This window comes from Providencia burhodogranariea DSM 19968 (assembly GCF_000314855.2).
Taxonomy (GTDB): Bacteria; Pseudomonadota; Gammaproteobacteria; order Enterobacterales; family Enterobacteriaceae; genus Providencia; species Providencia burhodogranariea.
In genome coordinates, this window is record NZ_KB233222.1 from 758,131 (window position 1) to 785,031 (window position 26,901).

At 39.9% G+C, this 26,901-nt stretch carries 26 protein-coding genes; 22 read left to right on the forward strand and 4 right to left on the reverse strand.

The annotated features are described in order from the left end of the window. Positions 1 to 53: 53 nt before the first annotated feature. Positions 54 to 431: a hypothetical protein gene (locus OOA_RS03150; RefSeq protein ID WP_008910675.1), complete on the reverse strand. Its 378-nt coding sequence runs from the start codon at positions 429 to 431 to the stop codon at positions 54 to 56. 537 nt (positions 432 to 968) lie between these two features. Here OOA_RS03150 and prmB point away from each other — a divergent pair. The 6 genes from prmB (at position 969) to OOA_RS03180 (ending at position 5,521) form a co-directional block, all read left to right on the forward strand. Beyond that, a complete protein-coding gene (gene prmB / locus OOA_RS03155; protein ID WP_008910676.1) occupies positions 969 to 1,901 on the forward strand; it encodes a 50S ribosomal protein L3 N(5)-glutamine methyltransferase in 933 nt (310 codons plus the stop codon). A gap of 78 nt (positions 1,902 to 1,979) precedes the next feature. After that, complete coding sequence (aroC, locus tag OOA_RS03160) at positions 1,980 to 3,068, forward strand: chorismate synthase (protein WP_008910677.1); 1,089 nt, start codon at positions 1,980 to 1,982, stop codon at positions 3,066 to 3,068. Between the two features lie 185 nt (positions 3,069 to 3,253). Then, on the forward strand, positions 3,254 to 4,057 hold the full coding sequence (locus OOA_RS03165; protein ID WP_008910678.1) for a TSUP family transporter: 804 nt from the start codon (positions 3,254 to 3,256) through the stop codon (positions 4,055 to 4,057). A gap of 16 nt (positions 4,058 to 4,073) precedes the next feature. After that, positions 4,074 to 4,625, forward strand: a complete 552-nt coding sequence (locus OOA_RS03170; RefSeq protein WP_008910679.1) for an elongation factor P hydroxylase — start codon at positions 4,074 to 4,076, stop codon at positions 4,623 to 4,625. Positions 4,626 to 4,651: 26 nt separating this feature from the next. Further along, positions 4,652 to 4,924 carry a YfcL family protein gene (locus OOA_RS03175; RefSeq protein ID WP_008910680.1) on the forward strand — a complete coding sequence of 91 codons (273 nt, stop codon included), beginning with the start codon at positions 4,652 to 4,654 and terminating at the stop codon, positions 4,922 to 4,924. A 60-nt stretch (positions 4,925 to 4,984) separates the two neighbouring features. Further along, positions 4,985 to 5,521 (forward strand): GNAT family N-acetyltransferase, encoded by a 537-nt coding sequence (locus OOA_RS03180; protein ID WP_008910681.1) that lies wholly within the window; start codon positions 4,985 to 4,987, stop codon positions 5,519 to 5,521. 107 nt (positions 5,522 to 5,628) lie between these two features. Here OOA_RS03180 and mnmC read toward each other — a convergent pair whose 3' ends face one another. Further along, entirely contained in the window at positions 5,629 to 7,671 is a 2,043-nt protein-coding gene (mnmC, locus tag OOA_RS03185; RefSeq protein ID WP_008910682.1) for a bifunctional tRNA (5-methylaminomethyl-2-thiouridine)(34)-methyltransferase MnmC2/FAD-dependent 5-carboxymethylaminomethyl-2-thiouridine(34) oxidoreductase MnmC1, read from the reverse strand. 202 nt (positions 7,672 to 7,873) lie between these two features. On the opposite strand from mnmC, the gene fabB reads away from it, so the two are divergent. Beyond that, the gene (gene fabB / locus OOA_RS03190) at positions 7,874 to 9,088 is read left to right on the forward strand and encodes a beta-ketoacyl-ACP synthase I (protein WP_008910683.1); all 1,215 of its coding nucleotides are present in this window, start codon (positions 7,874 to 7,876) and stop codon (positions 9,086 to 9,088) included. A 110-nt stretch (positions 9,089 to 9,198) separates the two neighbouring features. Here fabB and OOA_RS03195 read toward each other — a convergent pair whose 3' ends face one another. Continuing rightward, a complete protein-coding gene (locus tag OOA_RS03195) occupies positions 9,199 to 10,059 on the reverse strand; it encodes a hypothetical protein (protein ID WP_008910684.1) in 861 nt (286 codons plus the stop codon). Between the two features lie 109 nt (positions 10,060 to 10,168). On the opposite strand from OOA_RS03195, the gene OOA_RS03200 reads away from it, so the two are divergent. Next, positions 10,169 to 10,690 (forward strand): YcxB family protein, encoded by a 522-nt coding sequence (locus OOA_RS03200; protein ID WP_008910685.1) that lies wholly within the window; start codon positions 10,169 to 10,171, stop codon positions 10,688 to 10,690. 1,087 nt (positions 10,691 to 11,777) lie between these two features. Here OOA_RS03200 and OOA_RS03210 read toward each other — a convergent pair. Then, positions 11,778 to 12,713, reverse strand: a complete 936-nt coding sequence (locus OOA_RS03210) for a DMT family transporter (RefSeq protein WP_008910687.1) — start codon at positions 12,711 to 12,713, stop codon at positions 11,778 to 11,780. Positions 12,714 to 12,812: 99 nt separating this feature from the next. On the opposite strand from OOA_RS03210, the gene OOA_RS03215 reads away from it, so the two are divergent. From OOA_RS03215 to OOA_RS03280, 14 genes are all read left to right on the forward strand, one after another. Further along, positions 12,813 to 13,610, forward strand: a complete 798-nt coding sequence (locus tag OOA_RS03215; RefSeq protein WP_008910688.1) for an AraC family transcriptional regulator — start codon at positions 12,813 to 12,815, stop codon at positions 13,608 to 13,610. Between the two features lie 242 nt (positions 13,611 to 13,852). Beyond that, positions 13,853 to 14,983 (forward strand): 4-phosphoerythronate dehydrogenase PdxB, encoded by a 1,131-nt coding sequence (pdxB, locus tag OOA_RS03220; protein WP_008910689.1) that lies wholly within the window; start codon positions 13,853 to 13,855, stop codon positions 14,981 to 14,983. Positions 14,984 to 15,182: 199 nt separating this feature from the next. Further along, a complete protein-coding gene (locus OOA_RS03225) occupies positions 15,183 to 16,193 on the forward strand; it encodes an aspartate-semialdehyde dehydrogenase (protein ID WP_008910690.1) in 1,011 nt (336 codons plus the stop codon). Continuing rightward, complete coding sequence (truA, locus tag OOA_RS03230) at positions 16,193 to 17,008, forward strand: tRNA pseudouridine(38-40) synthase TruA (RefSeq protein WP_008910691.1); 816 nt, start codon at positions 16,193 to 16,195, stop codon at positions 17,006 to 17,008. The genes OOA_RS03225 and truA overlap by 1 nt, the downstream gene beginning before the upstream one ends. A 126-nt stretch (positions 17,009 to 17,134) precedes the next feature. Next, positions 17,135 to 17,821, forward strand: coding sequence for a DedA family protein (locus OOA_RS03235; protein WP_008910692.1), 687 nt, complete (start codon positions 17,135 to 17,137; stop codon positions 17,819 to 17,821). 104 nt (positions 17,822 to 17,925) lie between these two features. After that, positions 17,926 to 18,909: an acetyl-CoA carboxylase, carboxyltransferase subunit beta gene (gene accD / locus OOA_RS03240; RefSeq protein ID WP_040691075.1), complete on the forward strand. Its 984-nt coding sequence runs from the start codon at positions 17,926 to 17,928 to the stop codon at positions 18,907 to 18,909. Then, positions 18,902 to 20,191 (forward strand): bifunctional tetrahydrofolate synthase/dihydrofolate synthase, encoded by a 1,290-nt coding sequence (folC, locus tag OOA_RS03245; protein WP_008910694.1) that lies wholly within the window; start codon positions 18,902 to 18,904, stop codon positions 20,189 to 20,191. The genes accD and folC overlap by 8 nt, the downstream gene beginning before the upstream one ends. 5 nt (positions 20,192 to 20,196) lie before the next feature. After that, entirely contained in the window at positions 20,197 to 20,880 is a 684-nt protein-coding gene (gene dedD / locus OOA_RS03250; protein ID WP_008910695.1) for a cell division protein DedD, read from the forward strand. 321 nt (positions 20,881 to 21,201) lie between these two features. After that, entirely contained in the window at positions 21,202 to 21,705 is a 504-nt protein-coding gene (cvpA, locus tag OOA_RS03255; protein ID WP_008910696.1) for a colicin V production protein, read from the forward strand. A 14-nt stretch (positions 21,706 to 21,719) separates the two neighbouring features. After that, positions 21,720 to 23,237: an amidophosphoribosyltransferase gene (purF, locus tag OOA_RS03260; protein ID WP_008910697.1), complete on the forward strand. Its 1,518-nt coding sequence runs from the start codon at positions 21,720 to 21,722 to the stop codon at positions 23,235 to 23,237. Positions 23,238 to 23,480: 243 nt separating this feature from the next. Next, a complete protein-coding gene (locus OOA_RS03265) occupies positions 23,481 to 24,578 on the forward strand; it encodes a hypothetical protein (protein WP_008910698.1) in 1,098 nt (365 codons plus the stop codon). Positions 24,579 to 24,605: 27 nt separating this feature from the next. Beyond that, positions 24,606 to 25,196: a tetratricopeptide repeat protein gene (locus OOA_RS03270; protein WP_008910699.1), complete on the forward strand. Its 591-nt coding sequence runs from the start codon at positions 24,606 to 24,608 to the stop codon at positions 25,194 to 25,196. A 166-nt stretch (positions 25,197 to 25,362) separates the two neighbouring features. After that, the gene (locus OOA_RS03275; protein ID WP_008910700.1) at positions 25,363 to 26,187 is read left to right on the forward strand and encodes a YwqG family protein; all 825 of its coding nucleotides are present in this window, start codon (positions 25,363 to 25,365) and stop codon (positions 26,185 to 26,187) included. A 73-nt stretch (positions 26,188 to 26,260) separates the two neighbouring features. Next, the gene (locus OOA_RS03280; protein ID WP_008910701.1) at positions 26,261 to 26,833 is read left to right on the forward strand and encodes a UbiX family flavin prenyltransferase; all 573 of its coding nucleotides are present in this window, start codon (positions 26,261 to 26,263) and stop codon (positions 26,831 to 26,833) included. Positions 26,834 to 26,901: the final 68 nt, after the last annotated feature.

Here is a 26,901-nt window from a genome sequence, read left to right on the forward strand (position 1 = left end):
TATGTGTTTTATTGTATTGCATTGGGCTAATAACTCTTAGTCTTTTAGATGCTTTATCTAATTTTTCTATTATTCAATAAGTACTTATCGCCATTAATACCATGTCCAATTATCCCTTTTGAAAGTTTGGGCTTTATTTTAGCATTCCATTTTCTCTTAAAAATATTTAATCTGAAAAAAGTACGTCGTCCTACTAGATAAATATAATTAAAAACTATACTTGCAGTGATTTCAATTAACTCAGATGGGTTTTTGGCACAATAAAGGATATGTATTGCCTCCGCATCTCTGTCAAAGATAGGATTACGTCCCGTTGTCGGGGCTAGCTTACTATATATCCACGCATCAGATAGCCTATTCAAGCCTAAACCAGTATTTTCAATTAAGTCATTTGCTTCATTAATAGCCTGATCTTTTACTGCTAACGTCATTTCACCTACTGATTTGTTTTTTTAACTGCTCGTATCCTTTACGGAGCGAGCGAGAAATTGCATTTATCTCTAATTGAAAAGGTCGCTCTTCTTCTTTTAAAGCTATTCCATCTTTGGAGCAATACCACCACGCGACATAACTATGAAAATCACATTCAGTCATAAACATTCTGTTTATTATATTGGTATTATTAATGCATTATGTAACTTAGTTTCATTAAGTTCAATATTTATCTGGCAGAACTTCGATAACACAGAATGTTTTAACGTTAGAGTTTTTTACCCATAACAGTTCGCATAGCATTGTCATAACTGCTGTTTACTATTTTTGAGGTTGTAATTGAAAAATCATACTAAGATGATCTCTGATGTATACCGCCTTTGATAACGTCTCTTTCCCTCAAAAAGTCACATCAGCAATAAAAACCCGCCTTTAACTTCTCTTCACAGAGTGGATTTCTAACATTAACTGCTGATTTGTGTCGCACTTCGTGGCAAACTTGAAGCCTTTCGTTATACAGTCTGGAGAAACCCTTCTTGGAAAAGATCTTCGTTGATGAAGCAGTTGCTGAGCTTCATACCATTCAGGATATTTTGCGTTGGACAATGAGCCGCTTTAATGCAGCCAATGTTTATTATGGTCACGGTACCGATAATGCATGGGATGAGGCGCTACAACTAGTACTGCCAACACTTTATTTACCACTCGATATCCCTGATGAACTATTGACATCGCGCCTGACTCCAACGGAGCGTCATCGTATTATTGAGCGTGTATTACGCCGCATCAATGATCGTATTCCAGTTGCTTACCTAACGAACCGTTCTTGGTTCTGTGGTCATGAATTTTATGTGGATGAGCGCGTTTTAATTCCTCGTTCGCCAATCGGTGAGCTGATCAACAACCACTTTGTGGGTTTGCTGTCAGATGAGCCTCGCACTATTTTGGATATGTGTACCGGCAGTGGCTGTATTGCGATTGCGTGTGCGTATGAATTCCCTGAAGCTGAAGTTGATGCCGTTGATATCTCAACCGATGTTCTGACGGTCACTGAGCAAAATATTGCTAATCATGGTTTAGACCATCGTGTAATTCCAATTCGTTCTGATTTATTCAGAGACATGCCAGACGTTAAATACGATTTGATCGTTACCAATCCTCCTTATGTTGATGCGGAGGATATGGATGATTTACCGGAAGAATTCCGTGTTGAGCCTGAATTAGCACTGGCAGCTGGCAGTGATGGACTGAAACTTGCACGCCGTATTTTAGCGAATGCACCTCGTTTTCTGAGCGAAGAAGGTGTGTTGGTTTGTGAAGTCGGTAACAGCATGGTTCACCTTATCGAGCAGTATCCAGAAGTTCCCTTTATTTGGTTAGACTTTGAATACGGTGGTGATGGTGTATTTATGTTAACTCGTGAGCAATTGGTTGAGCATCAGGCACATTTTCAACTCTATATTGATTAATCAATAGTTGCATAGCGTTTAATAATATTGTAATCAAATAACGATACCTCAATAACAACGATTAAATAGGAATTCGCCATGGCGGGAAATTCAATAGGGCAACTGTTTCGCGTGACTACATTTGGGGAATCTCACGGCATAGCTTTAGGCTGTATCGTCGATGGTGTTCCACCGGGAATACCGCTGACCGAAGCGGATTTACAAGGAGATCTCGACCGTCGTCGTCCGGGAACTTCTCGTTATACCACAGCTCGTCGTGAGCCAGACCAAGTGAAAATCTTATCGGGTGTGTTTAATGGCGTGACAACAGGAACCAGTATTGGTTTATTGATTGAAAACACTGATCAGCGCTCTCAAGATTATGGTGCTATCAAAGATGTTTTCCGACCTGGTCATGCAGACTATACCTATGAGCAAAAATATGGTCAGCGTGATTATCGTGGTGGTGGACGTTCATCAGCGCGTGAAACCGCAATGCGTGTTGCAGCAGGTGCGATTGCCAAAAAATACTTAAAAGAAAAGTTAGGCATTACCATCCGTGGTTGTATGACACAAATGGGCCCAGTGAAATGTGAAATAAAAGATTGGTCGATTGTCGAAGAAAATCCGTTTTTCTGCCCTGATCCGACTAAGCTAGATGCGTTAGATGAATTATTACGTGGACTGAAAAAAGAAGGCGATTCAATTGGCGCTAAAGTGACTGTGGTTGCTGAAAATGTGCCCGCAGGTCTCGGTGAGCCCGTTTTTGATCGCTTAGATGCTGACATTGCGCATGCATTGATGAGCATTAACGCGGTTAAAGGTGTTGAAATCGGTGATGGTTTCGGCGTTATTGGGCTAAAAGGCAGTGAAAATCGCGATGAAATTACCCGCGAAGGCTTCACGTCTAATCATGCTGGCGGAATTCTTGGTGGTATCAGTAGCAGCCAACCTATTGTTGCCCATATTGCCATGAAACCAACTTCAAGCATCACTGTTTCAGGAAAAACACTGAACCGTGAAGGTGAAGAAGTTGAGATGATCACTAAAGGTCGTCATGACCCTTGTGTCGGCATTCGCGCAGTACCTATTGCTGAAGCGATGATGGCGATTGTACTAATGGATCACTACTTGCGTCATCGTGGGCAGTGCGCTGATGTTGTACCCACAATGAAGCCTTTTGCATAATAATGAAAGCTAAAGAGAGGGATATTAATTCTCTCTCTATTTTTTATTGGATTGACTATGAAGGCTTGGATGATGCCTCCTTAAAAATATTTCATCTAGGCAGTGATACCTTATTGGGCTCATTTCATTGGTCCGAAAGGTATATTACATATCTATAGTATCACCATTGTGTATCTGGATTAAAAATGGATTGGCTAACCGCTGTTGCACCTGAAGTATATTTACTGCTTTTCTGTGTTGCGCTTTTCGCGGGTTTTATTGATTCAATTGCAGGTGGTGGCGGTTTATTAACCATACCAGCATTACTTTCCGTTGGTATTACTCCCATAGAAGCACTTGCGACCAACAAACTCCAAGCTGTTGGCGGTTCTTTTTCATCAACGCTCTATTTTGTGCGACGCAAAGCGATTGATTTACGAGAGCAGATATTCCCTTTCATCATGACGATGATTGGTGCCATGCTAGGCGCTATCCTAATTCAGATGATTAATACAGATTTCCTTAAGCAGCTACTGCCAATTATGGTTATCTGCGTGGGTCTTTATTTCTTGTTAACACCATCAATTGGTGTATTAGACCGCAGACAGCGTATTAGCATGCCCGTATTTGGTGTGGTTTTTGGGATGTCGATGGGCTTCTATGATGGTGCATTTGGACCCGGAACTGGCTCATTTTTAGCGCTAGGTTATGTACTGCTATTGGGTTATAACCTCGCAAAAGCGACTGCACATGCAAAACTGCTTAATTTTTCGTCGAACTTTGGCTCCTTAGTGTTTTTTATTATCGGAGGTCATGTTCTTTGGGTGTTAGGTTTTGTTATGCTTATCGGCCAAATGGTTGGTGCTAGACTGGGCGCTCGTTTAGTTTTAACTAAAGGGCAAAAACTGATCCGGCCAATGATTGTGGTGATCTCCTTGTTAATGAGTATTAAATTGCTCCATGACACCCACGGCGATGCCATCAAAGCTTGGCTTATTTCATTATTTTAAGATGATTTGAATTTCCATGACTAAACATCATTATCAGCAGTTAATTGATATTTTTGCAGATTGCTTTGGCGAAGAGTACAACACCAAATTGGTTAAAGGGGATGATGAGCCGGTTTATCTCCCCGCAGATGAACAAACACCTTATCACCGCATTGTCTTTGCGCACGGTTTTTTCACTAGTGCTTTGCATGAAATCTCACATTGGTGTATTGCGGGCGAAGCTCGCCGCCTTCAGACTGATTATGGGTATTGGTATTGCCCAGATGGCCGTGATGAAAATACGCAGTGTGAATTCGAATCTGTCGAAATTAAACCTCAAGCTTTTGATTGGTTTTTTTGTGTTGCAGCAGGTATTCCATTTAATGTCAGTTGCGATAACTTAGAAGGGGATTTCGACCCCGATCGCGTTGCATTTCAACGTAAAGTACATGCTCAAGTGCTCAAATACTTAACAAATGGGATCCCTGAGAGACCATTACGCTTTGTTAACGCGTTACAATCGTTTTACAATACCCCTCCATTTTGCGCGGATGACTTCCCTTATCCGGAAGATATTTTCGCCGAATAATACATTAACGACAGTAAGGATTAAGCATGCTTGCGGATTTTGAAACACGCATACTGACAAAAATTGATGATATGGTCGAACACGCCAGTGACGATGAATTATTTGCGGGCGGTTATTTGCGTGGGCATTTAACTCTTGCTGTTGCAGAGCTTGAAGAAGAGAACGAAACCAGTGCTGATGCATTGTATCAGCGTGTTGAAGAAAGTATCCAACAAGCAATTAAAGCGGGTGAATTAGCCCCACCAGACCAAGTGTTGGTGCTTGATATGTGGAAATTATTACTCGATAACGTACGCTAATCAATAGTCATGTTTGTTTCAAAAAAGAGGGGAAACCCTCTTTTTTTGTAGAGAAAAATTATGTTTCTAATTCGTCAAGCTAAAAAATCTGACGCAAAAAATCTATCCGCGATTGAATATTCAGCAGCGCAGATCTTTCGTGGGCATGTAAAACTTGGTTGGATAGCTGATGGTAATGTGCAGTCAGAACAAGAACATTTAAGTTATATTCAACAGCAATTGGAGTGGGTCGCAGTCGATAACAATAACCAGCCGATTGGTTTTATTAATATCCAAAAATTAAAAAATAGCTTACATATTAGGGAAGTATCAGTTGATCAGTCTTGGCAAGGAAAAGGAGTTGGTCGAGAGCTTATACAGCATGTATTAGGTTATGCTTTACAGAAAAAAGTTAATAATGTCACCTTAACCACATTTCGCGATGTCCCTTGGAACGCACCTTATTACCAGCGCTTAGGTTTTTCAATCATTGAAGCTTCTGAGTTATCCTGCACTCTCAAATCGATTTTGCAGCAAGAGGTGGATACGGGATTCGCCATAGAAGATCGCTGCGCCATGATATATCCGTCATATCTCTCGTCATACTTCACGCTGTAGCGTTGTTGGCTGCAGCCACTTCGGCCCTAGTCACGTAGTTATCTACGCTCCTAGGTTATCATGCTATCGATGTTTTAGGGTACACGTGAATGTCATATCCACCGCGGTTATTTATGTTTTTCGGTTTTCACTTCACGGCCTTTTAGTAACTTTCTGACCCAAAAACGATTTGGATGTAAACCCGCTAAAGTTTCATCATCTAATGGAAGTGGTTCCGCAAAGATTTGTGCTGCCAGTAATTCACCGCATAAAGGCGCAGTTGAAAGGCCGCGTGAACCCAGCGCGCCGAGTACAAACAAGTTAGGGTGAATGGGAGCAAGTTCAATATCTGCTTGTTTCTGTATTTGCTCTGGTAAGTCTTGATAGCTTTCCATTAAACGTGCGAAATCCGGAACATTACCAACCAGTGGCATATGGTCACGGATCACGGCGCGGATCCCTTGGCGAGAGTGCTTATCAGAAACATCCACCTCGTTAGGCCAGTTTACATCAGGTAGGCTATTGATTAGCTTCTGCCGGTTTTCTTGTTGATCAGTTTCACTGTAATTAAAATCAAGCTGATTGCGTTGGTAGCTGGCACCAATGCAATGTTGTTGATTCGTCGGATTAACTGGAGTCAGATAACCCTCATAGCACAAGACATTTTTCAGTTGGCTTAATGATGAATTAGTCGGGATATGGCTGACTTGCCCTTTTACGGGAGTCACTGGCAACATTTGCGTCTGTGCAAATTGGGAGAGTAAGTGCCCATTAGCAATCACCACGGTTTGATGTAGAAACTGTTTCTCAATACCCGTAATATCAGCAGAAAGTTGCCAGCCATCAATCGAATGTTTAATTTCAGTAATATCATGCTCAAAACAAAATTTAACGCCTTTATTGCTAAGGAAATACATTAAGCTCTCGCATAATTGAGCAGGGCATAACCAACCACCATTGGTATAATGTATTCCTGAATGATTGATATTAAGTCCCGCTAATTCAGAGAGTTGCTCACAGCTTTTTTCAGCCGCAAATATTTCTGGCCATTGTGTTTGTAGCATCGAATCGATTTTACGGCGGCTCCGTTCGTGGTAGGCTAGCTCTGATACTCCGCACCATTGCCCATCAAATTGAATCCCCAAATCGACAAGTTCATGGTAAAAGCGGTGGGCATAGGGGAATGCACTGATAAAGAACCGTTCCAGTGCATCGTCACGCCCATTAATTAATGGATAGACTGCGCCTTGACGGTTGCCTGAAGCATTTTGAGCAACATGCTGATCTTTACAATAAATGGTAACTAGGGCACCTCGTTGCACTAAGGAATAAGCGGTGGTTAAACTTGCAAGTCCTCCGCCAATAATAGCAATATCAGTAGGAGTAACAGCGGGTTGACGGGAAAACCAAGGTGTCATTTTTTCGACATCTTTATCTGCTAATGTGCCAGTAAGCATTTCACGCTTACAGCCAAATCCTTTTATTTTTTTGATAGTAAAGCCAGCTTCTCGTAATCCTCGCTTAACAAAACCAGCGGCAGTAAAAGTAGCAAAAGTTCCCCCTTTACGAGCAAATTTCGCCATTGAAGCGAACAGCTGTTCACTCCACATCTGTGGGTTTTTTGAAGGAGCAAAGCCATCTAAAAACCAAGCATCTATCTTATTGTTTAAATTGCAATTAAGTTGGGGTAATTGTTCATTTACATCACCAAACCATAAATCGAGTATAATCGCACCATTTTTTAAGACAATGCGTTGATTACCCGGTAACGGTTGAGGCCATCGTTCACACAATAGTGTTGATAGTGAAGCAAGCTCAGGCCAATGGCTGTGGGCTGCTTTGAGGTCATCTTGGCTTAGTGGATATTTTTCAAAACTAATAAAGTGTAATCGTTGGAGCTTTGCTTGCGGGTGATTAAGTCTAAACTGTTCAAAACACTGGCATAAGGTGAGAAAGTTTAATCCTGTACCAAAACCTGTTTCAGCAATAACGCAGGTTTCAAATGGGTGACTCTCAAAGCGTTCTGGAAATTGATTTCCTTGTAAAAAAACGTAACGGGTTTCTTCAAGCCCATCCTGATTTGAAAAATAGATATCACCAAATTCCTCTGAAATTGGCGTACCTTCATCATTCCAGCTAAGTCGGGCTGTTTGCACTACTGATTTTTTCACGCTTATGCCTGCTATTGTTCAAATAATAACGGAATTTTAACGCTGAATAGGGGCTAAGGCTACCTTTGAGCAAAAATGTTATTTAGCTTGAGATAAAAAAAATACAAATATTTACCCTGATCGGACTTGTTCAGCTTACAAGTGTAAGCTAAAGTGACACACGTAATCCCGTAATCACATTATTAAAAACATGAGGTAATGAATGAAGCGTGCAGTCATCACTGGCCTGGGTATAGTCTCCAGTATTGGTAATAACCAGGAAGAAGTACTGGCTTCTCTGAAGGAAGGTCGTTCCGGGATCACTTTCTCAGAAGAATTCAAAGAGGCGGGGCTGCGTAGCCACGTCTGGGGTAATGTAAAATTGGATACTGATGGTCTGATTGACCGTAAGATCCGTCGTTTCATGAGTGATTGCTCAGTTTATGCCTATCTTTCAATGGAACAGGCAATTAATGATGCGGGTTTAACAAACGATCAAGTTTCTAATTTACGTACAGGTTTAGTTGTTGGTTCTGGCGGCGGTTCTCCACGTAACCAAGTTGCAGGTTCTGATGGCATGCGTGCTAAAGGCTTACGCGGTGTTGGTCCTTATATGGTTACCCGTGCAATGGGTTCTGGGATCTCTGCTTGCTTAGCAACACCATTTAAAATTAAAGGTGTTAACTACTCAATCAGCTCAGCATGTTCAACATCAGCACACTGTATCGGTCATGCAGTTGAATTAATTCAACTTGGCAAACAAGATGTCGTATTTGCCGGTGGTGGTGAAGAGTTAAGCTGGGAAATGACGTGTGAATTCGATGCAATGGGTGCACTGTCAACCAAATATAACGACACACCAACTAAAGCATCAAGAACCTATGACACTGAGCGTGATGGTTTCGTTATTGCTGGCGGCGGCGGTATCGTAGTTGTTGAAGAATTAGAGCACGCATTAGCGCGTGGTGCACATATTTATGCTGAAATCGTTGGCTATGGTGCAACGTCTGATGGCGCTGATATGGTCGCTCCTTCTGGTGAAGGCGCAGTACGTTGTATGCAAATGGCAATGCAAGGTATTGAAGGTGATATTGATTACATCAATACGCATGGTACTTCTACGCCAGTGGGTGATACTAAAGAACTGGAAGCTATCCAAGAAGTCTTTGGTGGCCATTCACCAGCTATATCTGCAACTAAAGCAATGAGCGGCCACTCATTAGGAGCAGCTGGTGTTCACGAAGCGATTTATAGCTTATTAATGTTAGAGCATGGTTTTATCGCACCAAGCATTAACGTTGAAAACTTAGATCCTAAAGCGGCTGGACTAAATATCATCACAAAACCAACGGAACAAGCATTAGAGACTGTTATGTCTAACAGTTTCGGTTTTGGTGGTACGAATGCAACCTTAGTTATGAGTAAATATAAAGCATAACTTCGCATGCCCTCAATAGTCGGTTATCCAGCTGTTGAGGGCTATTTCATTTTTGAAGTACATTTCATGATGTCACTTGCGGTAGTTTTTAAGTGAAAGATTGAGTTATTTCACAAGTAACTCCCAAAATACTCAGCGACTTTTTCTTCATCTATTTTTAAAATCCCTTTCCATCCAGCCCAAGGCATCTCCATATCAGAACGTCCTTTCGTATTATTTAGTTTATTTTCTTCACTAGCGATATCACCAAAATCAGTCCAATTATCTAATGATAAGGGAACAAATTGGTTTGGAATGACACCAATTAATGCTAAAGAGTCCAATATTCCTCTTTGGGTATATTTATTTCCTGATATTAGCTTTGATTCAGTTAATCGTTTTTCAAAACGTCCCGGAGTTTCATTTTCTGGTGCGAAGCGTAATAGATCCAATAATTGATTGAACACAGCTTTATCATTATCTGTAGGTATTACTGGCTCGACTGTAGCGAGGTGTTTTAGATTTAAATAAGCGTAAGAGGCATTACTGGTATAAGAGTTTCCATAATATAAGCAGTATTGAAAATAACTATCGTTAATATGCTTTGTTTTATCGTGATCGCTACAAACCCAGCAGCAAGCCAATTGAGGTTTTTCTTGATAATCATGTAATGGCAGATTGTGTAGTTTATGAAAGGCACTTAGAACTGAACGGCCGCGAAGGTAGCTTCCTCCCACACCAGCAATGAAGGTATCTAAGCAACGCTGACGAGTTAAAGATGTGTTTTCTTTCAAGCTCTGTAATTTATCCATAATCTCAACATGACTGCCGAAGCATTCAATTGCATTAAGTTGCCAATCAATTTGTGATAATGCATCCAATTCTTTTATCGAAAGTGCATCAGCCTTGTAGAGAGAGACTTCACGTTGACCATCATATTGGCTATTTTCATGTTTATATAACTTTCGTAAAATTCGCATAACTTTTTGCACTGTAGTAACCTTTTTTATTTTTGCGACTTGAAGTGTGGGGGCTATAAACGGTACTCTTCTTATCATTAAAAATGATGGATATAACAAATAGCCTCTAGGATAACTCCACATGATAGAACCGGTTAGTGTCACACTAGATCGTAAGGAATACATACGTTTTAATAATTATTGTTACAAAAATAATTATTTTTGTGAAAATAAATTTTGGAATACGCAGTTGATTGTTATGGTTGCTGTTTTTGTGATTGCTTTTGTTATTGCCTTCAATCTTCTCAATATTACACTTTCACAAATCATTGTTGCTTTTATTATCGCATTATTTTTGTTTTTGCTTATCGCAGCTCGGATATTACAAACTTTCAGCCGAGCAATACCTGATGAGGGTAGTTACCTCCTGTGTGAAAAAGAATATCATTTTGATGAGTCCGGACTTCACGAAACCAGTCAATATGGTGTTTCGTTGATAAAGTGGGAATCATTCAAACATATAAAAACAGATGGTGACTTACTGTATCTTTTTCTCGATCGCGTTTACGCAATTATCATTCCAGCACGCTGTTTTGCTTCAACTGAAGACAGTCAATACTTTGTTGAAATGCTTAAGGAAAAATCGATTAATCGAGTTGAATAAATCATTTTCTACACTGCATTTTGTATGGATTTATTCACGCTAATTAATGATATTAAATTAACTAACGTATATGCAAATTCTATATCCTGAGTCTTTGGGTAGGTTCTCGGGATTGTTTTGTTCAACGGAGACATGCGTAGTGAATCAAATTTTAATCACTTCCGCCAGAGTCTCCCCCTCCAGAATCACAGGATGAACTACTATCAGCATTATCATCGCAACTGTTAAAACGATGCTCATTATCAGAAAACGATGAGGAATCTGAGTATATTACGGGTGAATGGGAGTGGCTATTTGATGATGAAAAGTGTGTCTGTGAACTGAAAATATTTCTTTTTATTTCCAGGATCTTAGACTTTCCCGCCTCCCTACCAATCGTAATCATGCTGACATTCTTGGTGATGCGTAAAATTAAAGCACCATTACATAAGAGTGAAATTTTACCTACTGCTTTGACGAATAGATATCCATTTTGGTTATAGGTTAATGTTACAGGGTATTGGCTGTTAATTTGGTACACATCATTAAACGAATTGACGAATTGATTATAAGTAAGCGAGTTGGAGCGCCATGCGAATAATTTTTGGAAAAGCCGAGTAATCATACAGAGAAATCAATCCATTGTTAAAATTCACAAACCATAACCTAAATATAAAAATAAACAGTAAATTATCATATAGAAATTGTCTGATTATTAAATAACTCGATTCCTAAGAGACTATTTTTGGATAAATAGAAAGAAACAGAAAATAAAAAACACCTTAAATTTAAGTTGCTCGGGATTAGAACTGATACTCGTGAATGATATTACTTTGGATTACAGTACTGAATTACAACGACTTAAAGGCTAAGAGTTAGGGTAATTTTGAGTGCGGATAAGATTTCAAATCAGTGGGACAGCAGTGCCATTGAATAAATAACATTATTCTAAATTGATAAGAAACTCTGAGGATAATATTTGTTAGGTTTAAACAATGATAATCATGTGGTCGAAAGATATCAACAAAGTGGGAAGGATGTCGAATAAACATAGCCCCACAAAAGTGGGGCATATGAATTACGACATTGCATTGCTTGAAAACTAATTTTATGGGCAGTTATCATTTAAGCAATCTTTTTCCTGCTTAATTTTCTTTTTACTTTTAAATAGTTCGGTGAGTGGGATACGCAACTGCTGAGCTAACATAACACCGAGTAAAACGATACCACCGCCAATCAGATGATAACTTTTTAATTCTTCACCTAAGGCGAAAATGGCGATAATGGCAGTAAATACTGGCGCTAAGTTCATAAAGATAGAGGTCGTATTTGCACCTAAACGCATTACCCCTTGGATCCACAACGCAGGCGCGATGATAGAGGCTGCGATACCTGCGAATACCACTAGGCCGATATTATGGCTATTAAGTGATACATCATTCGCTAACACAAAGTTAGGTACTAATAAAATCACACCAAAGAAGATCTGCACATAGAGTGAGTCCCAACTTGATAGTTGAATGCCCCAGCGTTTTGTTAACACACCATACAATGCATAAGCTGCTGAAGCGATTAACATTAAGAGCTCACCTGTTCCCAATCCTTGAGATAACAAGGTGGCAGGATTGCCTTGACTCACCAGCCAAACAAGACCGACGAGTGATAATAGAGTGCCTATCACAATGCCGACGGTTGGGATGACTCGTAAAACAAAGATACTAATCACAACAGTAAGTAATGGAATGAGTGAGTTCATTATCCCCATAAAGGTGGCACTAACTGTGTGTGCGGCATAGTAGGCCAAACTTTGATAGATCATCATGCCGAGTGCACCTAAAATCGCAAGTCGCCACCAATGTTGTTTCACAATTTTCCAGTGTCTTAAGACAGAGCGAAGTACAAAAGGTGTCATGACGATAAAAGCAAGAGCCCAGCGATAAAAAGAAATTGCCGCTGGATCAATCGCGGTTGAAGCCGCTTTGTTAACAATGGCATTAATTGACCAAAGTAAAACCGCAATAAGCGGGAATAATAGATTTTTCATTAAAAGCCTTCTCCCTAATGAGTCGGGCTAGTATACATCTGTCAGGTTTTTTAGATATACTGATAATCAGACATTCGATAACGGTATTCAGACAACTTTATGATGAAAGAGCGAAAAGTATCAGGATGGCAGATTAGTGAATGCAATGTGATTGAACCTGCCTTTATTGCCTTACGCCATGAACAGATAGATACACAGACAGAATATAAGTCTCATGCTCATCCTTTTGGGCAATTGTTATATGTGGTATGTGGAATTATGGAAATGGAAGTGGAGGGGAAGCATTACCTTGCACCTCCTGAATTTTGTATTTGGATCCCCGCGAATACTCTACATGCAAGCTTTAATAAGCAAAGCGTTAAATTTCGTATTATCGATTTCGCACAGAGCTTTAGTGAAAAATTAGCACCCCAAGCGTGCGTGATAAAGCTTAGTACTATTTTTCAAACTATTATGGCCGACCTTTATCAACGGGGGATTTCAGAGCCACAGACTGATGAAGACAAGCGTTTAGCTAATGTTTTAATCGATCAATTTGCCATTTCACCTTGCCAAGATACTTATCTTCCTACTACGAAAGATAAATTTTTGGCACCGATTATAGAGGCACTACAAAAAGATCCGGCTAATAACTCAACATTAGCAGAATGGGCAAAGCGTAATTACACCTCAGAGCGAACGCTTTCGCGTCGTTGCCAGCATGAACTTGGCATGTCATTTAGCGAATGGCGCCAACGGCTTCGTTATTTACATGCTGTTGCTGCGTTGGAAAAAGGTAAAAGTGTTCATGAAGTCGCATTTGATGTTGGGTACAGCTCGGCATCCGCGTTTATCGCCATGTTTCAACAAATATCAGGCGTTACGCCAGATCGCTTTCGCTTGAAAGAAGATCTATAGCCTAAATAATTCATCAGTGCGTAGCCGAGTCAGGTTCATAAACTAAATGCCTTGAAGTATCACAGAGATAAATGAAGATTTAAGCGTTAATAGCGCATAGGCAACAGAGTTGTAACGTGGCAAAATAAGCGAAAATATATGTCATACCTCAAGCTGCCAACATGCATCTTGAATTATTTTGTGTGTACATACAGCAATTTATTCATCTATTTAAGATTGATAATGATATCGAGGCGATTCAAGTGAAAATTCTGGTTGATGAAAATATGCCATATGCCCAGCAATTGTTTAGCAAATTGGGTGAAGTCAAAGCAGTACCAGGGCGTCCTGTTCCTGAAGCCGAACTCGTTGATGCAGATGCATTAATGGTGCGATCAATCACAAAAGTTAACAATGCATTATTGTCCAAGACGCCAGTTAAATTTGTGGGAACAGCGACAGCGGGCTTTGATCATGTTGATACAGCATGGCTTGATGAAGCAAATATCGGATTTTCTTCAGCACCGGGTTGTAATGCCATCGCGGTGGTTGAATATGTCTTTTCTGCATTACTGATGCTAGCTGAGCGCGACTGTTTCGACTTGCGGAGCAAAACAGTGGGTATTGTTGGTGTGGGAAATGTCGGTGGGCGCTTAGCTGATCGATTATCTGCTTGGGGAGTTAAAACCTTATTATGTGATCCACCACGCGCAGCAAAAGGTGATAAAGAGGACTTCTTACCATTAGAAACGCTATTAGCTGAGGCCGATGTACTGACATTCCATACACCACTTAACATGACAGGCATAGAGCAAACATTCCATATGATGGATGTTTCACGTCTTGAAAGTCTGCGCGAAGGAACGATCTTAATCAACGCAAGTCGTGGTGAAGTGGTTGATAACCAAGCATTATTAAATTTATTGAAACAAGGTAAAAAACTGAGTGTTATCTTAGATGTGTGGGAGCCAGAACCCGGTTTAGATACGACATTATTGCAGTATGTCGATATTGGTACGCCGCACATTGCAGGTTATACCCTAGAAGGAAAAGCGCGTGGAACGACGCAGGTCTATGAAGCGTATTGTCAATTTTTAGGTCAACCACAAAGCGTGGAATTATCATCTTTGCTACCAGCCCCCGAAATAAGCGCCATCGCTGTTAAGGGAAAATTAACACAAAGTCAGCTCAAAAGGCTGGTTCATCTAGTGTATGATGTGCGTCGTGATGATGCGGCATTGCGTGAAGTTGCCGCAATCCCCGGTGAATTTGACAAATTACGCAAACACTATCAAGAACGCCGTGAATGGTCGTCCCTTGAGGTAAGCTGTGATGATGCACAAGTCGCTGCTCAACTGAACTTACTAGGTTTTAATGCAAATTTAGTTAAATAATATTAGATGGGTATAGACCCACAATAATCTGAGTTGCATGCAGATGACAATCGATACTTTTCCGCTGGAAAAACTGGTAAGTGCAGCGGATCCTGTAAGTGGAGCTATAGGTTTCGCCTGCGTGCGCTACCAACTGACAACGTAGTCTTTATGGTGAGCTACTAATCTCATTTAATCGTTTATTTTTGGAGAAACAGTAATGACTGAAGGTTGGAATATTGCGTTATTAGGCGCAACCGGTTCTGTCGGTGAAGCGATTTTAGCACTATTGCATGAACGCGAATTCCCAGTTGGTGAATTGTACTTATTAGCTAGTGAGCGAACTGCTGGGGAGAGCATTCGTTTCAATGGTAAAAGTTATCAGGTACAAAATGTAGTCGATTTTGATTGGTCACAAGCACAAATAGCTTTTTTTGCTGCTGGTGAAGAAGCGAGTCTACAATATGCAGAACAAGCGGCACAAGATGGCTGTATTGTAATTGATAACAGCGGTGTCTTTGCTCTTGATCCAGACGTACCGTTGGTTGTACCTACTGTTAACTCGCATGTTTTAGCTGATTATCGCAACCGTAATATCATTGCGTTAGCAGATAGCTATGTGAGCCAGTTACTCAGTGCGACTAAACCATTAGTTGATGCGGCAGGATTAGCGCGTATTACATTGACCAATATGTTATCTGTTTCCGCTCATGGTAAAGCAGCGATTGATGAATTAGCAGGGCAAAGTGCGCGCTTGCTTAATGGGATCCCAGCTGAAGAAGGGCGCTTTAGCAAGCAACTAGCGTTTAACATGTTACCATTATTGGCTGATTTTGAAGGCAACGTGCAACAAGAGCGCCGTTTAGTAGAGCAAGTTCGCAAAATCTTACAAGATGAAGGGTTGCCTGTTGCTGTCAGTTTTATTCAGTCACCAGTTTTCTATGGCAATGCGCAAGTTGTTTATCTCGAAACATTACGCCCAATTGGAGCAGAAGAAGCTCGAGATGAACTGGAACGTTGTGACGATATTCAGGTCTCAGAAGAGGGTGATTATCCTACTCAGGTCACTGATGCATCAGGAAATGATCACTTGAGTATTGGTTGTATTCGCAACGATTATGGTATCCCTGAAATTTTACAATTTTGGTCCGTTGCCGATAATGTACGTTTCGGTGGCGCATTGATGGCAGTCGAAACGGCTGAAAAATTGGCTCAGGAGCTGTTTTACTGATGTCTGAGCCAACACAGTTGTCTCGCATTGCGTTAGGCATCGAATACAACGGCAGTCGTTATTATGGTTGGCAACGGCAGCAGGAAGTCAAAAGTGTTCAAGGCTGCCTTGAAGAAGCATTATCGAAAGTTGCCAATCATCCGGTTAATGTATTTTGTGCAGGCCGTACTGATGCGGGTGTGCATGCTACTGGGCAGGTCGTTCATTTTGAAACGTCTGTTACACGCAAAGAAGCAGCGTGGACAATGGGTGTTAATACCCATTTACCTGCGGATATTGCAGTACGCTGGTGTCAACCTGTCGATGATGAATTTCACGCAAGGTTCAGTGCAACAGCACGCCGTTACCGCTATGTGATTTTCAATCATCGCTATCGACCTGCAATATTATCAAATGGTGTAACGCATTTTCATTATCCACTTGATGAAAAAAGAATGCATGAAGCGGCTCAAGCTCTTCTGGGGGAAAATGATTTTACCTCATTCAGAGCCGTCCAATGTCAGTCTCGGACACCATGGCGTAATGTGATGCATGTACAGGTTACACGTCATGGAAATTATGTTGTGGTGGATATTAAAGCGAACGCATTTGTTCATCATATGGTAAGAAATATTGTTGGAAGTTTGTTGGAAATTGGTTGTGGTAATCAGGATATCAATTGGATGGCGCAGTTACTGGCGTTAAAAGATAGAACGAAAGCGGCAGCAACAGCTAAAGCTGATGGGCTTTATCTAGTTGCGGTTGATTACCCTGAAAAACTCGCATTACCATCCAATGTGATGGGGCCAGTATTTTTAGCAGATGAACTAATGTAAATCTAATTTTATAAACACAAAGCAATTCGAGTGGCATATAAGTGGTAAGTGAAACTATTACACTGACGCCATGTGACTTGAAATATAACGATATAGGCATGGATGCCATTAATAACGAGGATTTTTATGGAGTTTATCAGTTTTATTATCGATTTTATTTTGCATATTGATGTCCATTTGGCTGAGTTAGTCGCTGAATATGGTACTTGGGTATATGGTATTTTATTTCTGATCTTGTTTTGTGAAACTGGGCTGGTGGTTACACCTTTTTTACCCGGTGATTCACTATTATTTGTCGCGGGCGCGATCTCAGCGTTAGAGACGAATGATTTAAATGTTCATTTAATGGTTGCCTTAATGATTACGGCTGCCATTATTGGTGATGCAGTAAATTATACGATCGGGCGTATTTTTGGTGAAAAACTGTTTAAAAACCCTGATTCGAAAATTTTCCGTCGAACTTACTTAGATAAAACGCATACCTTCTATGAAAAACATGGCGGTAAGGCGATTATTTTTGCGCGTTTTGTTCCGATTGTTAGAACATTTGCACCATTCGTTGCAGGAATGGGTAAAATGTCTTATCGTCATTTCGCCTTTTATAATGTCGCAGGCGCTTTATTATGGGTGCTATCATTCACCTACGCAGGTTATCTGTTTGGTGATTTGCCGATCGTACAAGAGAATTTGAAATTATTGATTGTAGCTATTATCTTTGTTTCAATTCTTCCGGGGGTGATTGAAATTATTCGTCATCGCCGTGCAGCAGCCAAAGAAAAACGAGTTGCTGTGCAAAAAAGTGATAATCCATAACGGATTTAAAAGTTTTTATCCACAGTGGGATACCATTGTGGTTTAATGGCACAAAATTACATACTGGTGCTAACCAGAAATCAATCAGACGAAAAGGTCCATTAATGAGCTGGATTGAAAAAATATTAAAGAAAGGTAACTTGACTCAATCACACAAAGCCAATATTCCAGAAGGCGTTTGGACAAAATGTGATAGCTGTGGGCAAGTGCTGTATGGAGCTGAATTAGAGCGCAACTTATCTGTTTGCCCTAAATGTGATCATCACATGCGTATTCATGCACGCCAACGTCTTGAAACCTTCCTTGATGAAAACTCTACCACGGAATTAGGTAGTGAACTTGAACCCAAAGATATTCTCAAGTTCAAAGATTCAAAAAAATACAAAGATAGAATTTCTGCTGCTCAAAAAGAGACTGGCGAAAAAGACGCTATCATCGTTATGAAAGGAACTTTAAAAAGCATGCCAATCGTTGCTGCTTCATTTGAGTTCGCTTTTATGGGTGGTTCTATGGCATCTGTCGTGGGTGCACGTTTTGTTCGTGCTGTTGAACAAGCGTTGGAAGATAACTGTCCATTGGTCTGTTTCTCATCGAGTGGTGGTGCGCGTATGCAAGAAGCACTTTTATCACTGATGCAAATGGCGAAAACAAGTGCAGCACTTGCGAAATTGCAAGAGCGTGGCCTACCTTACATCTCAGTTCTGACTGATCCAACCATGGGGGGGGTTTCTGCGAGTCTGGCAATGTTGGGTGATATTAACGTTGCTGAACCTAAAGCACTAATCGGCTTCGCAGGTCCTCGCGTTATTGAACAAACAGTCCGTGAAAAGCTGCCACATGGGTTCCAGCGTAGTGAATTTCTGTTAGAAAAAGGCGCGATCGACATCATTATTCGTCGCCCAGATATGCGTAATAAGTTAGCAGATATACTGGCAATGCTCATGAATAAACCAAGCTTCAATACAGCAGAACTGGCGTCTGTAGATGAAGACGAGGAAGTGACGATCGATATCATTGAAGATGATGTGATTATCGGTTCTCCTGAGCATGAAAAGGATTTAGCTAAACATAAAAAAGATAATGAATAATCAATTAGTCATACCTAATGCCGAGTCTCCTTTGGAGGCTTGGCTTTCTTATCTTACAGATTTGCACAGCCAAAATATTGATATGGGGTTGGAGCGCGTTGGTGTAGTTGCTCGCCAAATGGGTTTGACGCAACCAGCACCTAGAGTTATTACAGTAACAGGGACTAATGGTAAAGGTACGACTTGCCATACCCTTGAATCCATATTGATAGCTGCGGGTCTTAAAGTTGGAGTCTACAGTTCTCCACATCTTATCCGTTATACTGAGCGCGTTCGTATACAAGGTAAGGAATTAGCTGAGTCTGACTTCTGCAAAGTGTTTGCAGAAATCGAAGCTGAGCGCGGTGATACCTCATTAACTTACTTTGAATATGGCACTCTTGCCGCATTAAAGTTATTTAAGCAATCTGCACTAGATGTTGTGATCCTTGAGGTTGGATTAGGTGGCCGTTTAGATGCAACGAATGTGGTTGATGCTGATGTAACAGCAATTACCAGTATTGCTCTTGACCACACCGATTGGCTTGGGTCTGATAGAGAACATATTGGCTATGAAAAGGCAGGGATATTCCGAGGCGATCGCTATGGTGTCGTTGGGGAACCCGATATGCCTGAATCAATTGGTCAATATGCAGATAAAATAGGCACTTTACTATTTCGCCGTGATAAAGATTGGTCATTTGAGCAACTAGATGATAGCTGGTCTTGGCAAAGTCATAAATGCCAATGGCACAATTTACCATTACCAAATGTGCCTCTTGCTAATGCTGCGACTGCATTAGGTGTTATATGCTGTTTAAAAGAGATTGATGCTCAATTAGCCAGTAAAATTACCGTTCAAGCGATATGCAACGGGTTGAAATCAGCTCAATTACCTGGGCGTTTTCAGATTATTGGTGAAAAACCATTAATGATTCTTGATGTGGCACATAACCCACATGCTGCCGGTTATCTTGTCACCCGTTTATCACAACTACCTTCTATTGACAGTCGTCGGATCCGCGCTGTTGTGGGAATGTTGGGTGATAAAGATATTCAAGGTACATTGACTCGTTTGTCTGAGTTAGTGACTGACTGGTATGTAGCGCCATTAAATGAATTTCGTGGTGCTCCAGCGTCACAATTGAGCCAGTATCTGGATTCACCTAAAGTGTTCGACTCTGTCGACACAGCATGGCAACAGGCTTGCCTTGATGCAACAGATCAAGATGTCATTATTGTTTGCGGCTCGTTCCATACTGTCGCACATGTAATGATGTTGTTAGAACAAACAAAAGGATAGAGTCGGTGGCAAGTAAATTTCAGAATCGTCTTGTCGGCGCCATTGTATTAGTAGCAGTAGGGATTATTGTATTACCTGCGTTACTTGATGGCGATAAAAAATACAATGAAAATGAATTTGCAGCCATTCCCATTATTCCAAAACCGGGTGACGAGCAGGATATCGAAGCCGTTACGTCGTTAACTCAAGCTGCTGCATCAGGGGCGGCTTCAGAAGCGATGCTTTCTGAAGCTATTTCAGAGCAAAAGCAAGATGAACAACTGCGAGAGCAGCAGGCCACTGCAAATTCTGCTGCTCAAGATGTCCCACTGAATATCCCGACCGAGCAAGTTAAAAAGCCGGAATCAAAGCCAGAACCGAAACCTGAACCAAAACCTCAACCAAAGCCAGAGCCGAAACCTGAACCAAAGCCAGAGCCGAAACCTGAACCAAAGCCGAAACCTGAAGTTCAAGCTCCGCAAGGTAAAGCGTTTGTTATTCAACTCGGTGCATTGGGGAACTCAAGAAAAGTTGAGGAAATTGTCGCAAATCTTAGGTTATCGGGATATCAGGTTTATACTGTTCCAAAAGGTAATCTAACGCTTATTTTTGTCGGACCAGATGCTTCAAGACAAAAATTAGAAGCTGCATTGCCTGAATTACGATCATTAACTGATTTAAAAGGTGAGATTAAAGCTTATAAGCCATGATATTGAAATAGGAATATCACGATACTCTCATGTTTCAAGTTGCCTTTAGAATGACATAAAAGTAAAGCTTGTAACCCGAATCACATTTTTATCTATGTGGTTCGGGCTTCTTTGTTGGGAATCGTTTAGCTCACTGCCTATCTATATCTTGGTTTTTTAATGTAACCAATTGAATTTTAATTTAATTAAAGCTATGAGTTTGAATTTTTCTTTTCGCGATTGGTTTTTTTAAATTGTGTGTAAATTGGTTACGCAAACGTTTTCGTTTTCTGTTAGAATGCACTCCAGCCACTGCCGTGAGTGCGAATTTTGGAATAAGATATGGTCTGGATAGATTACACAATTATTGCCATCATTGGTTTCTCGGCACTGGTAAGCCTGATCCGTGGGTTTGTTCGAGAGGCTCTATCACTAATTACCTGGGGCTGTGCATTTTTTGTCGCTAGTACATTTTATCCTTATTTGGCGGAGTACTTTACACGCTTTGAGGACATACTGGTCAGAAATGGCATCGCTATTGCAGCATTATTTATCGCAACATTGATAGTGGGTGCTGTGGTGAACTATGTGATTAGTTCTCTTGTACAAAAAACTGGCTTATCAGGTACAGATCGTGTTCTGGGGATCTGCTTCGGAGCGCTGCGCGGTGTGTTAATAGTATCAGCATTACTGTTTTTTCTTGATACTTTCACACCTTTGCCTCAAAGCGAGGATTGGCATCGTTCAGAACTTATTCCACAGTTCAGTCATATAATCAGGTGGTTCTTTGACTACCTGCAAAATGCGTCAAGTTTCCTACCGGAGAATATTTCTCCGTCTGGCTGATGAGGAAAGACTAAATGTGCGGTATTGTCGGTATCGCCGGTGTAACACCGGTCAACCAATCAATTTATGATGCTCTAACTGTGCTTCAGCACCGTGGGCAAGATGCAGCAGGGATAGCTACCATTGATGGCAATAATAATATTCGTTTACGTAAAGCGAATGGCCTCGTAAAAGATGTTTTTGAAGCGCGGCACATGCTCAGACTGCAAGGTTGTATGGGGCTAGGCCATGTTCGTTATCCTACCGCAGGGAGCTCGAGCGCATCAGAAGCACAGCCCTTCTATGTGAACTCACCTTTTGGTATCACCCTTGCTCATAATGGTAATTTGACAAATGCGCATGAGTTAAAGCGTAGTTTATTTGAAACAGCTCGTCGCCATGTCAACACATCTTCTGATTCTGAGATTTTGTTGAACATACTGGCTTATGAATTAGACCGTTTTGACCATTTCCCGTTAGAACCCGATAATGTGTTCACCGCAGTTGCGGCTATGCATAAAAGATTGCGTGGCGCTTATGCGTGTGTTGCACTGATTATTGGTCATGGTATGGTGGCTTTCCGTGATCCTAATGGTATTCGACCATTAGTTCTTGGTCGTCGTGTGCTGGAAAATGGAGCAGAAGAGTACATGGTAGCATCAGAGAGTGTTGCTCTGGATACCTTAGGCTTTGAATTTTTGCGTGATGTTGCACCGGGTGAGGCAGTTTATGTTACTGAACAAGGTCAACTTTATACTCGCCAATGTGCAGTTAATCCACAATTAACACCTTGCCTATTTGAGTATGTCTATTTTGCTCGCCCAGACTCCTTTATCGATAAAATATCGGTGTATAACGCAAGACTGCGTATGGGGCAAAAGTTAGGTGCTAAAATTGCACGTGAGTGGGAAGATTTACATATCGATGTGGTGATCCCGATTCCAGAAACATCCTGTGATATCGCACTCGAAATTGCGCATATTCTTGATAAACCTTATCGACAAGGTTTTGTGAAGAATCGCTATGTTGGTCGTACCTTTATCATGCCGGGTCAGCAAGAGCGTCGCAAATCAGTGCGTCGCAAGCTTAATGCAAATCGTGCCGAATTCCGTGATAAAAACGTATTATTGATTGATGATTCAATCGTACGCGGAACTACATCTGAACAGATTGTTGAGTTAGCGCGTGAAGCAGGGGCTAAAAATGTTTACTTCGCTTCAGCAGCCCCCGAAGTTCGTTTCCCGAATGTGTATGGGATTGACATGCCTAATGCGAATGAGCTGATTGCCCATGGTCGTGAAGTTGATGAAATTCGCAAACTGATTGGTGCGGATGGTTTGATTTTCCAAGATCTTAGCGATCTCATTGATGCTGTAGGTGCAGAAAACCCTGATATCAATGAATTTGAGTGCTCAGTATTTGATGGTATTTATGTTACCAAAGATATTGACCAGAGCTATTTAGATTATCTCGAGAATCTACGTAAAGATGACGAGTTAAAAATAAAAGATCAAACCGAAATAGAAAATATAGAAATTTATAACGAAGGTTAATTTCTTTTCCATCATACAAATTCAAATACCCGCTAGAATAAAGCGGGTATTTTTTTATCTGACTTATGACAATATTTATTATAAATTACAAACCAATAATTATGTTTTTAGATAAATTATTAAGGCTGTTTTATTATGAAGATAGTCTGAAAGTGATATTTGATATATATTATTATTGATAATTAGTTGTATTAAAGATAATTTGTCATAAGCTAAATTTTTAATTAATAGAAAGGGGGCTTTATGATTGGAAAAGACTATGGATTAGTAAATAAAGAAACAAATGAAAAATTTAATGGTCAATATACTGGAACAATAACTGTTAAAATCGCACCAAGTGGAACTAAATATGCTCCTTTCGGTGGAGAAGGTATTCAATCTCAATTTGGACATGTATGGATTGAGTTTCAAGGTGAATCAATCGGATGGGGAGTTGGTGATACTAAAGAGATTGGTGGAACTGAAAATTTAACATTTATAGACTCTATTGCTTATAATAAATCGTCGGTAACGAATATCACCTATCCCATATATAGTCCTATGGTTATGGATAATATTACGCAATATATTTCTGAAGTGAAAAGTGGGAAGTTTACTCGGCAATGGGGAGATTTTAAGTTAGGAAGTTATAATATATTAACGAATAATTGTATTAAATTCGTCAATTCTATATTAAAAATTACTGAGTATGATAACGAAATAGATAATATAGACTATATTCCCCCACTAGTTGGATTAACACCTAATGATATTTTATTGAATATAGAAGGACATAAACGTGATTATGAAACGATAGAATCACCATTGCTAATTGACATAACCGGTAATGGCATTATTACTCAAAGAGAAGGTGGTTTAATTTACTTTGATCATGATAATAATAAAATGAAGGAAAGTACTGGTTGGATTGGAACGGAGAATAACGTTTTTTTAGTTTTTGATAAAAATAAAAATGAAAGTATAGATAATGGAAATGAGTTATTTGGTAATAATACAATATTAAAATCAGGTAGTATTGCATCAAACGGTTTTGTAGCACTTGCAGAGCTAGATGATAACAAAGATAACATTTTTGATAAAAAAGATTATGCATGGACTAAACTAGAATTATGGAAGGATGATAATTTAAATGGAGTAACAGATGATAATGAGTTATCCAATTTATCATCTTCAGGTATTCAATCGATAAATCTAAACTATCAAGAAAATAGCTATATTGATTTAGCGTATAATATACATGCTTTTGAAAGTTCAGTAAACTGGAATGATGGAAATACAACACAGATTGTTGATGTTTATTTTCAAGTTAATAAAGTTCTTATCGCACCATCATTAGTTTGAGTATTTGTTAATATGGGATTGTAAGTAATGATAAAAAATAAAATATGTTTATTGTTTATAATGTTATTACCTTTATTATCACAAGCAAATAAATTGAAAAATATTTCTTTAATCGTATTTGAACATCATAATGAATATTTTACTAAATGTTCAAATTTGATACCTAATAATGAAAAAGAATACCAGGAACTGATCCAATTAGCAGAATTAGGTAATGCTGATGCAAACTGGATGTATGCGCGAATTGAAGATAGATGGGGAAATAAAATAATTGCCAAAGAAAGGTATCTTCTTTCAACTCAAAGAAGAGATAATTATAGAACCAGTTCTATTGTCAATTTGGGCTTTATTTTTCAAAATGAAGGTGATTATGCAAAATCACGAGATTTATTCGAAATAGCAGGTTCCGAAGGCGATCCGAGAGGTTATGTCGCGATTGGCACTAATTATTTGCATGGATCGGGTGTGAATATGAGTTTAAATAGAGCGAGAAAATATTATATTAAAGCCGCTGAGTTAGGTGATCGACAAAGTCAGTTTATGGTAGATAACTGGAAAGATGTAGTTAAATTGAAAAGAATTGAAACTAGATCCCAATCTAACTACTTGAAAAGATAATGAAACGTTATTATTTTTTATATAAACAAAATAGTTGATATCACCGCAGTTGATAAATTAACTCACTTAAATTACATACTTATATTATTTCCAGTTATATCTGATAGATAGAGGTACATAATCACGTATTTTAATGAGATTATTTACCCACAGCAGGAGTTGCATTATGGTTGATTTGACTATTTTACCTGAAGTACTTAAGCCTTTTCTGACTAAAATTACTGACACAGTGAAACCCACGCTTGAAATGACCTTAACGCCAGTTGAAAATCCGCAATTGTGGGACAGTCGAGTTGGCGGTATTCCTTATTTGCCATTGGATACTGAATTTCCAGTCGATAGTAATGGCATTGCGCTAAAGCTACTAGCTCAGCTCAATTTTGCACAGATACCCCCACTTGAAGGCTATCCACAAACAGGGCTTTTACAGTTTTTTATCGGTGGTGATGATTTATACGGTGCGGATTTTGATAATTTACAGCAGCAAAAAGATTTCCGTGTGATCTATTGGGACAATATTATCGAAGATGCCTCACAACTTCAGCATGATTTTTCAGCGGTTGAAGCAGCTTATGATGATGAGTATTACACACCCATTGATGGGCAATTTAGTGTCGAGTTCACACCAGCCAAACAATATATCAGTTCAGAGGATTTTCAATTTGGCCGCACAATATTAGGAGTTGAAAATCTGTTTGATTATGAGGAGGAATTTACTGGTGAAGACTTTTATGACGATTGGTTAGAGCCTTACAATGAACATTTTGTGTCTAACGGTCATCGTATTGGTGGTTATCCGTTTTTCACTCAGACAGACCCACGGGAATATCGCAAAGAAATTCAAGATTATGTGTTATTACTACAAATCGACAGTGATAACCAAACGGGTATTTGTTGGGGAGATATCGGCGTTGGCAATTTCTTTATTCACCCTGAAGATTTAAAAAACAAAGATTTTAGCAAAGTGGTCTATAACTGGGATTGTGGTTGATAGATTTAAGGGCTTTTAGTCACGATAATTGTTACTATTAGCCCAGTTTTTATTTGATAAATTGGGATGCAGGATGAAGAAGCTAATCATTGGGTTAACTGGGGCAAGTGGTGCTATCTATGGCGTTAGGCTATTAGAGGTACTTAAACCCGTTAAGAATGTGGAGACACATTTAGTGATGAGTGCTGCAGCCCGTCAAACATTGGCATTAGAAACCAGCTATAGCGTTAAAGATGTTCAGCAATTGGCTGACCATGTCTATGATAGTCGGGATATCGCAGCAGCTATCTCGTCTGGGTCATTCCGTACCGCAGGTATGGTGATTATGCCTTGTACCATGAAGACGCTTTCTGGCATTGTGCACAGTTATACCGATACATTAGTGACGCGTGCTGCGGATGTGGTGCTTAAAGAAGGTAAAAAATTGGTTTTAGGGGCTCGTGAAACACCATTACACCTTGGCCATTTACGGTTACTCGTGCAAGCGGCAGAAATGGGGGCGGTGATTATGCCCCCAATGCCGGCCTTCTACCACCAGCCACAAACAATTCAAGATATTGTAGACCAAACAGTTAATAGGATACTTGATCAGTTTGATATCGAACTAGAAAAAGATTTGTTCTGCCGTTGGCAGGGCGCGAAATAGGTTTCATCGTTACCTATTAAATGATTTTTTGTTTTTAAAATAGATACTAATAAAATTTCATAAAAACG

Coding starts and splice junctions, on each gene's coding strand:
- OOA_RS03150 (WP_008910675.1), bottom strand. CDS start 431: ATGACGTTAGCAGTAAAAGATCAGGCTATTAATGAAGCAAATGACTTA.
- aroC (WP_008910677.1), top strand. CDS start 1,980: ATGGCGGGAAATTCAATAGGGCAACTGTTTCGCGTGACTACATTTGGG.
- OOA_RS03165 (WP_008910678.1), top strand. CDS start 3,254: ATGGATTGGCTAACCGCTGTTGCACCTGAAGTATATTTACTGCTTTTC.
- OOA_RS03170 (WP_008910679.1), top strand. CDS start 4,074: ATGACTAAACATCATTATCAGCAGTTAATTGATATTTTTGCAGATTGC.
- OOA_RS03175 (WP_008910680.1), top strand. CDS start 4,652: ATGCTTGCGGATTTTGAAACACGCATACTGACAAAAATTGATGATATG.
- OOA_RS03180 (WP_008910681.1), top strand. CDS start 4,985: ATGTTTCTAATTCGTCAAGCTAAAAAATCTGACGCAAAAAATCTATCC.
- fabB (WP_008910683.1), top strand. CDS start 7,874: ATGAAGCGTGCAGTCATCACTGGCCTGGGTATAGTCTCCAGTATTGGT.
- OOA_RS03200 (WP_008910685.1), top strand. CDS start 10,169: ATGATAGAACCGGTTAGTGTCACACTAGATCGTAAGGAATACATACGT.
- OOA_RS03210 (WP_008910687.1), bottom strand. CDS start 12,713: ATGAAAAATCTATTATTCCCGCTTATTGCGGTTTTACTTTGGTCAATT.
- OOA_RS03215 (WP_008910688.1), top strand. CDS start 12,813: ATGATGAAAGAGCGAAAAGTATCAGGATGGCAGATTAGTGAATGCAAT.
- OOA_RS03225 (WP_008910690.1), top strand. CDS start 15,183: ATGACTGAAGGTTGGAATATTGCGTTATTAGGCGCAACCGGTTCTGTC.
- truA (WP_008910691.1), top strand. CDS start 16,193: ATGTCTGAGCCAACACAGTTGTCTCGCATTGCGTTAGGCATCGAATAC.
- OOA_RS03235 (WP_008910692.1), top strand. CDS start 17,135: ATGGAGTTTATCAGTTTTATTATCGATTTTATTTTGCATATTGATGTC.
- accD (WP_040691075.1), top strand. CDS start 17,926: ATGAGCTGGATTGAAAAAATATTAAAGAAAGGTAACTTGACTCAATCA.
- folC (WP_008910694.1), top strand. CDS start 18,902: ATGAATAATCAATTAGTCATACCTAATGCCGAGTCTCCTTTGGAGGCT.
- cvpA (WP_008910696.1), top strand. CDS start 21,202: ATGGTCTGGATAGATTACACAATTATTGCCATCATTGGTTTCTCGGCA.
- purF (WP_008910697.1), top strand. CDS start 21,720: ATGTGCGGTATTGTCGGTATCGCCGGTGTAACACCGGTCAACCAATCA.
- OOA_RS03265 (WP_008910698.1), top strand. CDS start 23,481: ATGATTGGAAAAGACTATGGATTAGTAAATAAAGAAACAAATGAAAAA.
- OOA_RS03270 (WP_008910699.1), top strand. CDS start 24,606: ATGATAAAAAATAAAATATGTTTATTGTTTATAATGTTATTACCTTTA.
- OOA_RS03275 (WP_008910700.1), top strand. CDS start 25,363: ATGGTTGATTTGACTATTTTACCTGAAGTACTTAAGCCTTTTCTGACT.
- OOA_RS03280 (WP_008910701.1), top strand. CDS start 26,261: ATGAAGAAGCTAATCATTGGGTTAACTGGGGCAAGTGGTGCTATCTAT.